Below are 14,863 nucleotides of genomic sequence, written 5' to 3'. Positions count from 1 at the left end.
GCGGGCTTCGGTTCCCACGGCCCCGTACCCTGGAGGGGTTATGACTGAGACCTCGCAGCGCCCCCGCACCCTTCGCGTACTCGCCGCCATGTCGGGTGGCGTGGACTCCGCCGTAGCCGCCGCCCGCGCGGCGGAAGCCGGCCACGACGTGACGGGCGTGCACCTCGCGCTCTCCGCCAACCCGCAATCGTTCCGCACGGGCGCGCGTGGCTGTTGCACCATCGAGGACTCGCGCGACGCCCGCCGTGCCGCCGATGTCATCGGCATCCCCTTCTACGTGTGGGACCTCGCCGAGCGCTTCCGCGAGGACGTGGTCGAGGACTTCGTCGCCGAGTACGAGGCGGGGCGCACCCCGAACCCGTGCCTGCGCTGCAACGAGAAAATCAAGTTCGCCGCGCTGCTCGACAAGGCGCTCGCGCTCGGCTTCGACGCGGTCTGCACGGGCCACTACGCGAAGGTGATCGCCGGCGCGGACGGCACGCGCGAGCTGCACCGCGCCTCCGACATGGCCAAGGACCAGTCGTACGTCCTCGGGGTGCTCGACGACCGCCAGCTCGCGCACGCCCTGTTCCCGCTCGGCGACACCCTCACCACGAAGGACGAGATCCGCGCGGAGGCCGAACGCCGGGGCCTCGCCGTCGCCAAGAAGCCGGACTCCCACGACATCTGCTTCATCGCCGACGGCGACACCCAGGGCTTCCTGGCGAACCGTCTCGGCAAGGCGGAGGGCGACATCGTCGACGAGTCCGGCACCAAGCTGGGCACCCATGAGGGCGCGTACGGCTACACGATCGGCCAGCGCAAGGGTCTCCGCATCGGCACCCCGGCCCCCGACGGCAAGCCGCGCTACGTCCTGGACATCTCGCCCGTCGACAACAGGGTGACGGTCGGCCCGGCGGCCGCCCTGGACGTGAACGGCCTGACCGCCATCAAGCCCCGCTGGTGCGGCACCGCCCCGACGGGCCCCGGCACCTACACGGCCCAACTCCGCGCCCACGGCGGCGAGACGACGGTCACGGCGGAACTCGTCGACGGCACCCTCGAAGTCACCTTCACCGAGCCGGTCCGCGGGGTCGCCCCCGGCCAGGCGGTCGTCCTGTACGACGGCACGCGCGTGGTCGGCTCGGCGACGATCGCGACGACCACGCGCGCGACGGCGGCTGTCTAGACCGTCCGACGGGCGCTCGTCCGACCGGCTCAACGCCTACCGGCGCTCCCGAAGAACTCCGCCAGAACCGGCGCCAGCACCTGGGGATCCACCATGTGGGTCTGGCCGTCCAGCGTGCGGTAGGACCCGTCGGGCGCCGCGTCCGCCACGGCGCGTGCCGCCTCCCGCAGCCACTCGGGGCTCGCACCGCCCCCGACGGCCAGCACCGGGACCGTGAGCGAGGCCAGCCGGTCCCGGGGGACCAGGCCGTCGCCCATCGCGGCGTTGTCGTACGCCAGGGTGGGTGCGATCGCCTCCATGTCCGGCCACCCGGGGGAGCGGCGGGCGCCGGCGATCATCTGCGGCGGCGTACCGGCGATGGCCATGAACAGCTCGACAGCGTCTCCCCGCCGCCCCTGGCCGAGCAGCTCGGCCAGCCGCTCGGTGTACTCCAGGCGCTCCTTGCCGCCCCCTTCGTATACGGCGAACGGCGTCTCGTAGACGACGACTTGGCTGACGGGCAACCCACTCGCCGCGGCCTCCAGGGCCAGCGCGCCGCCCGATGAGATGCCGTAAAGCGCCGCGTGGCCGCCTGACGCCTCGATCAGCGCCGCGATGTCCTCGACCTCGCGGGCCACCGCGAAGGGGGCTGTGTCGCCGCTCTCGCCCCGGCCCCGGCGGTCGTAGGTGAGGGCGCCGAAACGGTCCGCGAGGGCCGCCGCCAGGGGCGCCAGCGTGGCGCCCGTGCACAGGGCTCCACCGACCAGAACAACCGTCGGGCCGTCACCGTGGCGTTCGTACGCGATAGGGGTTCCGTCGAGGGAAAGGGTCTTCTTGTCCATGCCGTGGAGACTGGCAGAAGACCCGGAACTCATCGGCTCAAAGCACTTCCACTTCGTAGAAGCACAAGTGGTCCTTGATCTGGGTGACTTCGGGGTTGGGGTCGGGGTACGCCCAGACCAGATCGGCCGCGTCGGGGAGGGACCAGTAGGACGCGGTGCCCTTGAAGGGGCAGAACGTGTGGGTCGGGGAAGCCGCCAGCAGATCGAGGCGGACATCCTCCGGGGGGATGTAGTAGCGCACGGGACAGCCCGTCTCGCGCAGCAACAGGGGGCGGTCGCTCTCCGCCAGGATCTGGTCGCCGTGCACGACGCGTACGCGCTCCGTGCCCTGCTCGATGGTGATCGTGTGTCCTTCAGCCATACCTGGAGAGCACCGGCAGGCCCGGAGTTCTTCCCCCGTACCGTGGACGCATGAATATCTGCGTCTTCCTCTCCGCCGCCGACCTCGACGACCGCTATACGCGCCCCGCGCGCGAGTTCGCCGAACTGCTCGGCAAGGGCGGCCACACGCTGGTGTGGGGCGGCTCTGACGTCGGTCTCATGAAGGTGGTCGCCGACGGAGTGCAGGAGGCGGGCGGGCGACTGCTGGGTGTATCCGTGGACTTCCTGGCGGACATGGTCCGGCCGAACGCCGACGAGATGGTCATCGCGCGTGACCTGGCCGAGCGCAAGGCGCTGCTCCTCGAGAAGGCCGACGCCGTGGTGATCATGGTCGGAGGGACGGGGACGCTGGACGAGGCGACCGAGATCCTGGAGCTGAAGAAGCACGGGAAGACCCAGAAGCCGGTGGTGCTGCTCAACACGGCGGGCTTCTACGACGGCCTCAAGGAGCAGTTCCGGCGCATGGAGGACGAGGGTTTCCTGCCGGTTCCCCTCACTGATCTGGTGTTCTTCGCCGAGGAGGCCGTGGGCGCCCTGGCCTACCTGGAGGAGAGCCAGGGCCAGCAGTGATGCGAGCATGGCGGGCATGGCTACCCATGTGATCACCGGGGCGGGCTCCGGTATCGGCGCGGCCGTCGCTCGCCGCCTCCACGCGCGCGAGGACGACATCGTGCTGCACGCGCGCGACGCGGGCCGCGCGAAGGAACTCGCCGCCGAGTACCCCGGAGCGAGGACCCTGGTCGGTGACCTCGCGGATCCGGACAAGCTGTCCTGGGCGTTCTCGCACCAGACGCTGCCCGACCGGATCGACTCGCTGCTGCACATCGCGGGCGTCGTCGACCTCGGCCCGGTCGGCGAGCTGACCCCCAGGTCCTGGCACCACCAGCTCAACGTCAACCTGATCGCCCCCGCGGAGCTGACCCGCCACTTCCTGCCCCAACTGCGCCTGTCCCACGGGCACGTGCTGTTCGTCAACTCCGGCGCCGGCCTCAATGCCCACGCCGACTGGTCCGCGTACGCCGCCTCCAAGCACGGTCTGAAGGCTCTGGCGGACTCCCTGCGCCACGAGGAGCGCGGGAACGGCGTCCGCGTCACCTCCGTCTACCCCGGCCGCACCGCCGGCCCCATGCAGGTCAAGGTCCACCAGCAGGAGGGCAAGGAGTACGACGCCTCGAAGTGGATCGACCCCGAGTCCGTCGCGACGACGATCCTGATGGCCCTCGACCTGCCGAGCGACGCGGAGGTCAGCAACCTGACGGTACGACCGGGCCGCTGACCTCGCGAGAGCCATTCCGTAGGCTTCCCGCGTGAGCGAAAACAGCAGGTTCAGGTTCGGTCCCGCAACCGGGGTCGGATCCATGCCCGGAGGGGACGCGCGGGAAGCCGCGAAGACCGTCACCGGGTCCGTCGATGAATTCCCGTATCTGCCCGAGTTGCCCGCGCGGGGGCCCGGCGCCGACATGATCGGGCGGACCGCCGGGATGCTTGTCGAGCTGTACGCGCGCGTGGAGCCCAGCGGGTGGCGGCTCGGTGACCGGCCGGGGCGGGACACCAGGAGGGCACGGTCGTGGCTGGGGGAGGACCTCGACGCGATCGAGGAGTTCCTGGAGGGGTTCGAAGGGCCGCTGAAGGTGCAGGCGGTGGGGCCCTGGACGCTGGCCGCCGCGCTGGAGCTGAGGAACGGCGAGGTGGCGCTGTCCGACCTCGGCGCCTGCCGGGATCTCGCCGGTTCGCTCGCCGAGGGACTGCGCGTCCACCTCGAAGACGTGCAGCGGCGCATTCCCGGAGCTCAGCTCGTCCTCCAGCTCGACGAACCTTCCCTCATCGCCGTACTGCGCGGGCATGTGAGGAGCGCGAGCGGCTACCGGACCCACCGGGCCGTGGACCGGCAGCTGATCGAGGCGACCCTGCGGGACGTCATCGGGGTGCACGGCGAAGGCCCGGTCGTGGTGCACTCGTGCGCACCCGACGTGCCGTTCGCACTGCTGCACAGGGCCGGCGCCGCGGCCGTCTCCTTCGACTTCTCACTCCTCACCGAGCGTGACGACGACGTGATCGGGGAAGCAGTGGAAGGCGGGACGCAGCTCCTCGCCGGTGTCGTCCCGGGCGTGGACGGTCCATTGTCGGACCCTGCCGGTAGCGTCATGGGTGTCAGGACGCTGTGGCGCAGGCTGGGGCTGCAACCGGGGCTTCTCGCGGAGGCGGTCACGGTCACTCCGTCGTGCGGGCTCGCGGGGGCTTCCCCCGACTACGCGCGCAGGGCGCTCGCCCACTGCGTCCGGGCGGCGAGATCCCTCGCGGACAACCCTGAGTAACGGGAGGACAACACGGTGGCCGGCGAAAAGCACGCAGAGCCCACATCGGTACCCGCCGAGGCGCGGGAGAAGCACGCGCTGCTCGCCGAGCAGATCGAGGAGCACCGCTTCCGGTACTACGTGAGGGACCAACCGGTCATCAGCGACGCGGACTTCGACAAACTCCTGCGCTCCGTGGAGGCACTGGAGGACGAGTATCCCGAGCTGCGCACACCCGACTCCCCGACCCAGAAGGTCGCGGGCGCGTACGAGACCGAGTTCACGTCGGTCCAGCACCGCGAGCGCATGCTCTCGCTCGACAACGCCTTCGACGACCTGGAGCTTGCCGCCTGGGCCGAGCGCGTCGCCAGGGACGTCGGCACGACCGACTACCACCTGCTGTGCGAGCTGAAGGTCGACGGCCTCGCGGTCAACCTGACGTACGAGCACGGCCGCCTCACGCGCGCGGCGACCCGCGGCGACGGCCGCACGGGAGAGGACATCACGCCCAACGTCCGTACGATCGCGGAGATCCCCGACCGGCTGAAGGGCGACCGCGTCCCGGACCTCGTGGAGATCCGCGGCGAGGTCTACTTCCCGATGGAGAAGTTCGAGGAGCTCAACGCCCGCCTGGTGGAGGCCGGTGACAAGCCCTTCGCCAACCCGCGCAACGCGGCGGCGGGTTCGCTGCGGCAGAAGGACCCGCGCGTCACCGCGAGCCGCCCGCTGCACATGGTGGTGCACGGCATCGGCGCCCGCGAGGGCTTCGACATCGATCGGCTCTCCCAGGCCTACGAGCTGCTCCACGAGTGGGGCCTGCCGACCACGCCGTACGCGAAGGTGGTCGACGACCTCGACGGCGTACGGGAGTTCATCGCGTACTACGGGGAGAACCGCCACTCCGTGCAGCACGAGATCGACGGCGTGGTCGTCAAGCTCGACGAGATCCGCCTCCAGGGCCGCCTCGGCTCCACGGCTCGCGCCCCGCGCTGGGCGATCGCCTGGAAGTACGCGCCCGAGGAGGTCAACACCAAGCTGATCAACATCCGGGTGGGCGTGGGACGTACGGGCCGTGTCACGCCGTACGCGCAGGTCGAACCGGTCACGGTGGCCGGCTCCGAGGTCGAGTTCGCGACCCTGCACAACCAGGACGTGGTCAAGGCCAAGGGCGTCCTCATCGGGGACACGGTGGTGCTGCGCAAGGCCGGTGACGTCATCCCGGAGATCCTCGGGCCGGTGGTCGACCTGCGCGACGGCAGCGAGCGGGAGTTCGTGATGCCCGCCGAGTGCCCGGAGTGCGGGACGCCACTGCGCCCGATGAAGGAAGGCGACATCGACCTGCGCTGCCCGAACGCCCGCACCTGCCCGGCCCAGTTGCGGGAGCGGCTCTTCTACCTGGCGGGCCGCAAGGCACTGGACATCGACCACTTCGGGTACGTCGCCGCCGCGGCGCTCACCAAGCCGCTGGAGCCCGCGGAGCCGCCGCTCATGGACGAGGGCGACCTCTTCGACCTCACCATCGAGCGACTGCTGCCCATCAAGGCGTACGTCCTCGACCAGGACAGCGGACTGCCCAAGCGCGACCCGAAGACGGGCGAGGAGAAGATCGCCACGGTCTTCGCCAACCAGCAGGGCGAGCCGAAGAAGAACGCGATCGCCATGCTGGACACCATCGCGGCGGCCAAGGAGCGCCCGCTCGCCCGTGTGCTGACGGGGCTGTCGATCCGTCATGTCGGGCCGGTCGCGGCCGAGGCGCTGGCCCGCGAGTTCCGCTCGATCGACCGGATCGAGGCGGCCACCGAGGAGGAGCTCGCCGCCACCGAGGGCGTCGGCGCGATCATCGCCACCTCCCTGAAGCAGTGGTTCGCGGAGGACTGGCATCGCGAGATCCTGCGCAAGTGGCGGGCGGCCGGGGTCCGTATGGAGGAGGAGAGCTCCGGCGAGGACGAGGGGCCGCGTCCGCTCGAAGGGCTCATCGTTGTGGTCACCGGAACGCTCGAACACCACACGCGGGATGGCGCGAAAGAGGCCCTCCAGAGCCGTGGAGCGAAAGTGACCGGTTCTGTTTCGAAGAAGACATCTTTCGTCGTTGTGGGAGACAATCCCGGTTCCAAGTACGACAAGGCCATGCAGCTGAAAGTTCCGGTTCTGGACGAGGACGGCTTCGCCGTCCTGCTCGAACAGGGATCGGACGCGGCAGCGGAAGTCGCACTTCCGATCGAGCAGTAGCGGTTGAAGGCCACCCGTTCGGCGCATATCAGATGCATACGGGTGGCCGGGTCGTATTCGGGCAACCGTCCACGACCGCTGCCCGTGGAAGCCTTCTGCGGCCTACTGTTGAGATGTGCGCCTGCCGTGCCCAGCTGCGGTTGGGGCATCCCCTGCTCCTCGGGAGTCCGGGGATTGGTTTTCAGACGCGGCGGCCGTGGCCAGTTGTCTTCGGGCCCGGGCCGCGTGGCGTGGGCACCGCCGGCTGTGAGAGGGACGGGAATGGAACCGACCGAGAGCGCCGCCCCTGACTCACGGCTGCGCCGGATGGCCGGCACCTGGCTCGGGGGCGGCCGCGGGGCAGCGCCGACCTCGGAGCGCCCCGGCGTCCCGCCCCGCACGGCCGGCGGCGGCGCGGGGGTCGGCGGTCTCGCTCCAGGCCCCGGCATGGCCGGGCACGAACCCGAACGGCCCATAACCTGGCCCGCGCTGCCCGCGGTGGCCATCGCGGCGTCCGCGTTCGTCCTGGGTGCCGGTTTCTTCCGGGCGTTCAGCGACGACCACGCGCTCTTCCCCTCCGGTGCCGTCGGCTGGTCGCTCGCCCTGCTGACCGGCATCATCGTCGGCCACCTCGTCGCCCTCGGCCGCTCCCGCTGGTGGGGCGGCACGGGCTCCGGCGCCGCCCTCACCCTCGCGGTCCTGCTGCTGTACGGCTGGGTGCCCGCCGGAATGGTCAGCCTGACCGTCGTCGTCCTGGTCGGCATCGCGCGCCGCAACCGGTGGCGCCAGGGCATCCTGCACGGCGCGGTCGACATCCTCGGCATCGGCGCCGGGGCGCTGGTCCTGGCCGCCTGGGGGCGGTTCCCGTCCGTCGAGACGCCCTGGAGCCCGGAGAGCTGGACCGTCTCCGCCGTACCCGAAGTGGTCCTGGTCGCCGCCGCGTACCTCGTGGCCACCCGGACCCTGCTCTGGTACGTCCACGCGCCAGGTACCGGCGGCCTGCCGACCGTCGCGCGTACGGCCCTGGTCAGACAGGGGCTCGTCGCGGTCGCGCTGCTCGGCATCACGCCGCTGATCTGCGTGGTCGCGATCGCGCAGCCGATGCTGCTGCCGCTGTTCTCGATCCCGCTGATCGCTCTCGACTCCACGCTGTGGATCGCCCGTGCGCGGGCGGAGGAGCAGTTGCGCGACCCGCTGACCGGGTTGCCCAACCGGCAGTGGCTACTTGAACGTACGTGGACGGCACTGGACGAAGCCGAACGCATCGGTGCGCGTTCTGCCCTGATGCTGATCGACCTCGACCGTTTCCGGTCGGTGAATGACACACTCGGGCATCTCGCCGGAGACCGGCTGCTCCTTCAGATTGCCGATCGGCTGCGGCTCAACCTGCCGCGCGGGGCGGAGGCCGCGCGGCTGGGCGGCGACGAGTTCGCCGTGCTGCTGCCCATTGCCGACTCCACGACCTCGGCCACGCGGGTCGCCCGCAATCTCGTCGCCGCGCTCGGTTCGTCCCTCGACCTGGACGGGCTCTCGCTCGTCCTGGAGGCCAGCGCCGGGCTCGCCGTCTTCCCCGACCACGCGCTCGACGCCGAGGGTTTGCTCCGGCGGGCGGACGTCGCCATGTACCAGGCGAAGCGCGACCGGACGGGGGTGGAGGTGTACGAGTCCAAGCGGGACTCGAACACACCGGACCGGCTGGGGCTGCTGGGGGATCTGCGCCGGGCCCTGGATGCCGGGGACGTCGAGCTGCACTACCAGCCGAAGGTCCGGTTCGACGGTCAGGTCGCCGGACTTGAGGCACTCGTGCGGTGGGTGCACCCCGAGCGGGGAAGGGTGGCGCCGGACGAGTTCATCGCCATCGCCGAGTCGTCCGGGCTGATGCCGCACCTCACCGAGTACGTCCTGGAGACGGCGCTCGCGCAGGTCGCACGCTGGCGGGCGCAGGGGCTGTACGTGCCGGTCGCGGTGAACGTCTCACCGCGCGACGTCCACACCCCCGGGTTCGCGGGCTCGGTGGCGGCGCGGCTCGCCCGGCACGGGGTTCCCGCGGGGTCGCTCCAGCTGGAGATTACCGAGCATGTGCTCCTTGAGGATCCGCAGCGGGCCGCGGACACCCTGGCTGCGCTGACCGCGCACGGGGTGAAGATGTCGCTGGACGACTTCGGTACCGGGTACTCCTCGCTCGTTCATCTGCGCCGACTGCCGGTCAGCGAGCTGAAGATCGACCGGTCCTTCGTCGCGCGGCTCGCCGTGGACAACGAGGACGCGGAGATCGTGCGCTGCACCATCGATCTCGCGCACTCGCTCGGACTGCTCGTCGTCGCCGAGGGTGTGGAGGACGACGAGACGTGGGAGCGGTTGCGCGATCTCGGGTGTGACGCGGTGCAGGGGTGGCTGGTCGCCGCCGCGATGCCGCCGGAGGACACCACGGCGTGGTTGCTGGCGCGGGGATCGCGTGGGTGGCAGCGACCGCGGGCCGCGTTGCCCGCGGCGGAGTAGTCCCGCCGGCCGGTGGGGGCGGTTTTCTCACCCGCCCGCGCACCGCTGGTGACGGTTCGCTGACAAGCGGGCCTCTCCTGTGCGGGTTCAGCACCGTCGGCGGCCGTCGGTCCGGGGGCCGCGCCATCGTTCGGAAGCTGCGGGTCGTCTGTGGCTGGGCGCGCAGTTCCCCGCGCCCCCGGTCGTCCCGTCCGCTGGGCGCTCAAACCCCCACAGGAGAGGCCCGCTTGTCGGGAGCCAGTCACGGGCGTGCGTGGGTGGGCAAAGGCCCCCGGAGGAAACCCGGGCGCAGGCACCGTCCCCCGACCCATAGGATTGGGCCAAACCACACACACTCACCCCCAGAGGAACGCCGCATGCCTGGCATCACGCGCGAGGAGGTCGCCCACCTCGCACGGCTGGCGCGTCTGGAGCTGAAGGGCGAAGAGCTCGACCACTTCGCCGGCCAGCTCGACGACATCATCGGCGCGGTCGCCCGCGTCAGCGAGGTCGCCGACCAAGACGTACCGCCGACCTCACATCCGCTGCCGCTGACGAATGTCATGCGCGTGGACGAGGTCCGTCCGTCGCTCACCCCCGAGCAGGCGCTCTCCGGCGCCCCGGCCCAGGAGCAGCAGCGTTTCAAGGTGCCGCAGATCCTGGGGGAGGACTAATCACCATGACGGACACCAACATCAACATCATCAGGCTGACGGCAGCGGAGACCGCTGCCAAGATCGCGTCCGGCGAACTCACCGCCGTCGAGGTCACCGAGGCACACCTCGCGCGGATCGAGGCCGTCGACGAGAAGGTGCACGCCTTCCTGTACGTCGACCGGGAGGGTGCGCTCGCCCAGGCTCGCGCCGTCGACGGGAAGCGGGAGCGCGGCGAGAAGCTCGGCCCGCTGGCCGGCGTACCGCTCGCGCTCAAGGACATCTTCACCACCAAGGGCATCCCCACCACCGTCGGGTCGAAGATCCTCGAAGGATGGATTCCGCCGTACGACGCGACCGTCACCAAGAGGCTGAAGGCCGCCGACGTCGTCATCCTCGGCAAGACCAACATGGACGAGTTCGCCATGGGGTCCAGCACCGAGAACAGCGCGTACGGGCCCACCGGCAACCCCTGGGACCTGTCCAGGATCCCCGGCGGCTCCGGCGGCGGTTCGAGCGCCGCGCTCGCCTCCTTCCAGGCCCCCCTCGCCATCGGCACCGACACCGGCGGCTCGATCCGCCAGCCCGCGGCCGTCACCGGCACGGTCGGCGTCAAGCCCACATACGGCGGCGTCTCCCGCTACGGCATGGTGGCGTTCTCGTCCTCCCTCGACCAGGGCGGCCCCTGCGCCCGTACGGTCCTGGACGCGGCACTCCTCCACGAGGTCATCGCCGGGCACGACCCGCTCGACTCGACCTCCGTCGACGTCCCGGTCCCGCCGGTCGTCGAGGCCGCCCGCAACGGCTCCGTCGCCGGAATGCGCGTCGGCGTCGTCAAGCAGTTCGCGGGCGAGGGCTACCAGGCCGGAGTCGTCCAGCGTTTCAACGAGTCCGTCGCCCTCCTCGAGGAGCTGGGCGCCGAGATCGTCGAGCTGGACTGCCCGTCCTTCGACCTGGCGCTCTCCGCGTACTACCTGATCGCGCCGTCCGAGTGTTCCTCGAACCTCGCCCGCTTCGACGCCATGCGCTACGGCCTGCGCGTCGGCGACGACGGCACGCACTCCGCCGAGCAGGTCACCGCCCTCACCCGTGAGGAGGGCTTCGGCGACGAGGTCAAGCGCCGCATCATGCTCGGCACGTACGCCCTGTCCAGCGGCTATTACGACGCGTACTACGGCAGCGCCCAGAAGGTCCGTACGCTCATCACGCGCGACTTCGAGAAGGCGTTCGAGCAGGTCGACGTGATCGTGTCGCCCACGACGCCGACCACCGCCTTCCCGATCGGCGAGCGCGCCGACGACCCGATGGCGATGTACCTCGCGGACCTGTGCACCATCCCGACCAACATGGCGGGCAACGCCGCCATGTCGCTGCCCTGCGGCCTCGCGCCGGAGGACAACCTTCCGGTCGGCCTCCAGATCATCGCCCCCGCGATGAAGGACGACCGGCTGTACAAGGTCGGCGCCGCCGTCGAGGCCGCCTTCGTGGAAAGGTGGGGTCACCCGCTGATCGAGGAGGCTCCGTCACTGTGAGTGCCATGGCAAAGAAGGCCAAGAACTTCAAGAAGTCCAAGACGGGCGTGTACGTGTCGCTCGCCAGCACCGCCTTCGGTGCGCTCAGCGTCGCCAAGCAGGCCAGGCTCGCCCGCGAGGACGGCGACTTCCTGCGGCTCGTCGACGCCGCCGTATCCGCCGCCGCCATCGTCACCGGCCTCGCCATCCTCTACCGGGAGCTCAAGCGCCTGGGCGACGACGACGTCCTGCTGGGCTGAGAGGGAAGTTTTCACCGTGACCACCACGACCGACGAACTGGTGTCGTACGAGGACGCCCTGGCGACGTACGACCCCGTCATGGGCCTCGAAGTCCATGTCGAACTCGGCACCAAGACCAAGATGTTCTGCGGGTGTTCCACCGAGCTGGGCGCCGCGCCCAACTCGCAGACCTGCCCGACCTGCCTCGGCATGCCCGGCGCGCTCCCGGTCGTCAACGCGATCGGCATCGAGTCCGCCATCAAGATCGGCCTCGCGCTGCACTGCGAGATCGCCGAGTGGTGCCGCTTCGCCCGGAAGAACTACTTCTATCCGGACATGCCGAAGAACTTCCAGACCTCCCAGTACGACGAGCCGATCGCCTTCAACGGCTATCTGGACGTCCAGATGGAGGACGGCGAGGTCTTCCGCGTGGAGATCGAGCGCGCCCACATGGAGGAGGACACCGGTAAGTCGCTGCACGTCGGCGGCGCCACCGGCCGTATCCACGGCGCCTCGCACTCGCTGCTCGACTACAACCGCGCCGGCATCCCGCTCATCGAGATCGTCACCAAGCCGATCGAGGGCGCGGGCGAGCGCGCACCCGAGGTCGCCAAGGCGTACGTCGCCGAGCTGCGCGAGCTCATCAAGGCGCTCGGTGTCTCCGAGGCCCGCATGGAGCAGGGCCAGATGCGCTGCGACGTGAACCTGTCGCTGCGCCCGTACGGCCGGGAGAAGTTCGGCACCCGGAGTGAGACCAAGAACGTCAACTCCCTTCGCTCCGTGGAGCGTGCGGCCCGCTTCGAGATCCAGCGGCATGCCGCCGTCCTCAACGCCGGCGGCACGATCATCCAGGAGACCCGCCACTTCCACGAGGACACCGGGTCCACCACCTCGGGCCGCGTGAAAGAGGAGGCCGAGGACTACCGGTACTTCCCGGAGCCCGACCTCGTCCCCATCGCGCCGTCCCGTGAGTGGGTCGAGGAGCTGCGCGCCGGTCTGCCCGAGCAGCCGCTGGCCCGCCGCAACCGGCTGCGTGAGGAGTGGGGCGTCGGCGCCCACGACATGCAGTCGATCCTCAACGCCGGTGCCATCGACCTGATCGTCGCCACCACCGAGGAGGGCGCCGACTCGGCGTCCGCCCGCAAGTGGTGGATGGGCGAGCTGGCGCGCAGCGCCAACGAGTCGGGCAAGGCCCTTGAGGACCTGCCCATCACCCCGGCGCAGGTCGCCCGCGTCACCGCCCTGGTGGCCGAGGGCTCCCTCAACGACAAGCTGGCCCGCCAGGTCATCGAAGGCGTCCTCGCGGGAGAAGGCACCCCGGACGAGGTCGTCGACAAGCGCGGTCTGAAGGTCGTCTCCGACGAGGGCGCGCTGACCGCCGCCGTCGACGAGGCCATCGCCGGCAACCCGGGCATCGCCGACAAGATCCGCGGCGGCAAGCTCCAGGCCGTCGGCGCGCTGGTCGGCGCGGTCATGAAGGCCACCCGTGGCCAGGCCGACGCGGCCCGCGTCAAGGAACTGATCCTGGAGAGGCTGGGCGTCAGCGAGGGCTGAGGTCCACGTTTTCCTACGCCTACGGGGGATCCATCGATTCCGATGCATCCCCCGTAGGCATGTCATCAGCGGCTGTTCCCGGTCAAGACATCTCATGGCCTTCGTGCTCGGCGGCGCCGACCGGTGGCTGCCCCGCCGGCTCGGCGAGCGTCTGCCGTGCATCGGCATCGAGCCGCCCGAGCGCCGCGCCGCCCATGAGAGGCTGGCCGGCGCGGCGGACGCAGAGGTGGCGGACGTACTGGAGAAGGAGCGGCGGCAGGATGTACGCGATATCCCTGGGTGACGACGGTGCGGAACTGCGGCCCCTGGAGCCCTGGCACGCCGGGGAGCTCCTGGCGCACATGGAGCGGGGACGCGAGTTCATCGGCCGGCACATCGCGCTGCCCGACGTGGTGAAGGACCTCCCGTCGACGCGGGCCTTCCTCCAGATGTACGCCGACAAGCGCGCCGCCGACGAAGGCCATCTGTACGGGATCTGGCTGGAGGGGAAGCTCGTCGGCGGGCTGCTCTTCAGGATCTTCGACACCGCGCAGGGGACCTGCGAGGCCGGGTGCTGGCTGGAACCGGCGGCCGCCGGGCATGGACTTGTCACCCGCGGAGTGCGGATCATCATCGACTGGGCGATCCAGGAGCGCGGCATGCACCGTGTCGAGTGGATCGCCTCACCCGCGAACGAACCGAGCCTGAACGTGGCACGGCGGCTGGGCATGACGCGGGAGGGCGTACTTCGCGAAAGCTACCTTTACCGGGGCGTACGGAGCGACATGGAGGTCTGGTCGGTGCTCGCTCCCGAGTGGCGGGCGGCACGCGCGCATCACGGTCGATAACGATCGACTTCCATTCCCGCGAACATTAAGAGACCTCTCAGACAGCATCCGTACGGTGCGAGGTATGGGAACCAAGACTGTTGACGAGGCCGGGGTCGAGACCGGCGCCGAGGCGAAGAGCGAAGAGGAGAAGGTGGACGTCACCAAGAGCGACGCCGCCGAGGCCGACAAGGCCACGGACACCGAGGGGGAGGCCACGGCCGGCACCCCGGACGAGGACGAGGACGGGTACGACGACGAGGAGCAGGCCGAGGCGGTCGCCGACAAGGTCCCCTCAGGGGTCGGCCTGGGTGCCGCCGCTGTGGTCTCGGCCGCACTGGGTGTCGTCTCGCTGACCGGCGGCTGGGTCGCTACCGTCGCCCAGGCGCGCGACTCGCTCTGGGGACAGCTGGAGACCGCGTCGACCGCCACCGTCAACGCGCAGGTCGAGCAGGTCTACGGCAACTCGTGGAACGCCAGCGCGCTGGTCGCGGGCATCTTCGCGCTGGTGGCTCTGATCGTCGGCGTCGTCGTGCTGGTCCGGCCGGCGTTCGGGGACCCCGACCGGGTGGTGCAGGCCCCGTGGGTCAAGTCCGTCGCCTGGGCGGGTGTCACGCTCGCGCTCATCGGCCTGCTGCTCGCCGTGCTGAAGTACACCGACCTCCTGCTGTCCACGCCGACCGTGAGCAGCTGATCACTGGTCGAGCCGTCCGAGCTCTCCCTGAGGGGCCTTAGGCCCGCCCTACGTC

Annotated in this window: 14 protein-coding genes and 1 pseudogene; 13 read left to right on the top strand and 2 right to left on the bottom strand. The window is 70.4% G+C overall.

The features are described 5' to 3' along the window. Positions 1-40: 40 nt before the first annotated feature. The gene (gene mnmA, locus ACIPC1_RS06540) at positions 41-1,168 is read left to right on the top strand and encodes a tRNA 2-thiouridine(34) synthase MnmA (protein ID WP_402513835.1); all 1,128 of its coding nucleotides are present in this window, start codon (positions 41-43) and stop codon (positions 1,166-1,168) included. Positions 1,169-1,197: 29 nt separating this feature from the next. Here mnmA and ACIPC1_RS06535 read toward each other — a convergent pair whose 3' ends face one another. Beyond that, positions 1,198-1,989 (bottom strand): alpha/beta fold hydrolase, encoded by a 792-nt coding sequence (locus ACIPC1_RS06535; RefSeq protein ID WP_402513833.1) that lies wholly within the window; start codon positions 1,987-1,989, stop codon positions 1,198-1,200. 37 nt (positions 1,990-2,026) lie between these two features. Next, complete coding sequence (locus ACIPC1_RS06530; RefSeq protein ID WP_402513829.1) at positions 2,027-2,350, bottom strand: DUF427 domain-containing protein; 324 nt, start codon at positions 2,348-2,350, stop codon at positions 2,027-2,029. A gap of 50 nt (positions 2,351-2,400) precedes the next feature. Here ACIPC1_RS06530 and ACIPC1_RS06525 point away from each other — a divergent pair, with 50 nt between their 5' ends. From ACIPC1_RS06525 to ACIPC1_RS06470, 12 genes and pseudogenes are all read left to right on the top strand, one after another. After that, a complete protein-coding gene (locus tag ACIPC1_RS06525; protein WP_384384293.1) occupies positions 2,401-2,940 on the top strand; it encodes a TIGR00730 family Rossman fold protein in 540 nt (179 codons plus the stop codon). A gap of 16 nt (positions 2,941-2,956) precedes the next feature. After that, positions 2,957-3,646 (top strand): SDR family oxidoreductase, encoded by a 690-nt coding sequence (locus ACIPC1_RS06520; RefSeq protein ID WP_402513826.1) that lies wholly within the window; start codon positions 2,957-2,959, stop codon positions 3,644-3,646. Between the two features lie 31 nt (positions 3,647-3,677). Further along, positions 3,678-4,685: a methionine synthase gene (locus ACIPC1_RS06515; RefSeq protein ID WP_402513824.1), complete on the top strand. Its 1,008-nt coding sequence runs from the start codon at positions 3,678-3,680 to the stop codon at positions 4,683-4,685. A gap of 15 nt (positions 4,686-4,700) precedes the next feature. Beyond that, on the top strand, positions 4,701-6,893 hold the full coding sequence (gene ligA, locus ACIPC1_RS06510; RefSeq protein WP_402513821.1) for an NAD-dependent DNA ligase LigA: 2,193 nt from the start codon (positions 4,701-4,703) through the stop codon (positions 6,891-6,893). Positions 6,894-7,154: 261 nt separating this feature from the next. After that, positions 7,155-9,371: a putative bifunctional diguanylate cyclase/phosphodiesterase gene (locus ACIPC1_RS06505; protein ID WP_402513820.1), complete on the top strand. Its 2,217-nt coding sequence runs from the start codon at positions 7,155-7,157 to the stop codon at positions 9,369-9,371. Positions 9,372-9,727: 356 nt separating this feature from the next. After that, positions 9,728-10,024 (top strand): Asp-tRNA(Asn)/Glu-tRNA(Gln) amidotransferase subunit GatC, encoded by a 297-nt coding sequence (gene gatC / locus ACIPC1_RS06500; protein ID WP_037622623.1) that lies wholly within the window; start codon positions 9,728-9,730, stop codon positions 10,022-10,024. Positions 10,025-10,029: 5 nt separating this feature from the next. Further along, a complete protein-coding gene (gene gatA, locus ACIPC1_RS06495; protein ID WP_402513818.1) occupies positions 10,030-11,535 on the top strand; it encodes an Asp-tRNA(Asn)/Glu-tRNA(Gln) amidotransferase subunit GatA in 1,506 nt (501 codons plus the stop codon). Positions 11,536-11,540: 5 nt separating this feature from the next. Continuing rightward, the gene (locus tag ACIPC1_RS06490) at positions 11,541-11,774 is read left to right on the top strand and encodes a hypothetical protein (protein WP_384384477.1); all 234 of its coding nucleotides are present in this window, start codon (positions 11,541-11,543) and stop codon (positions 11,772-11,774) included. 16 nt (positions 11,775-11,790) lie between these two features. Next, a complete protein-coding gene (gene gatB, locus ACIPC1_RS06485; protein WP_384384276.1) occupies positions 11,791-13,308 on the top strand; it encodes an Asp-tRNA(Asn)/Glu-tRNA(Gln) amidotransferase subunit GatB in 1,518 nt (505 codons plus the stop codon). A gap of 103 nt (positions 13,309-13,411) precedes the next feature. After that, positions 13,412-13,591, top strand: a pseudogene (locus ACIPC1_RS06480) (hypothetical protein); the annotation flags it as partial. Further along, positions 13,569-14,135, top strand: coding sequence for a GNAT family N-acetyltransferase (locus ACIPC1_RS06475; protein WP_402513817.1), 567 nt, complete (start codon positions 13,569-13,571; stop codon positions 14,133-14,135). The pseudogene ACIPC1_RS06480 and the gene ACIPC1_RS06475, both read left to right, overlap by 23 nt. Before the next feature lie 64 nt (positions 14,136-14,199). Further along, a complete protein-coding gene (locus tag ACIPC1_RS06470; protein WP_402513815.1) occupies positions 14,200-14,808 on the top strand; it encodes a hypothetical protein in 609 nt (202 codons plus the stop codon). The last annotated feature ends 55 nt before the right edge of the window (positions 14,809-14,863 follow it).

It is taken from the genome of Streptomyces sp. NPDC087263 (assembly GCF_044744645.1).
Lineage (GTDB): Bacteria > Actinomycetota > Actinomycetes > Streptomycetales > Streptomycetaceae > Streptomyces.
The sequence above is the reverse complement of the archived record's forward strand: the minus strand, read 5'-3'. Positions and strand labels throughout refer to the sequence as shown.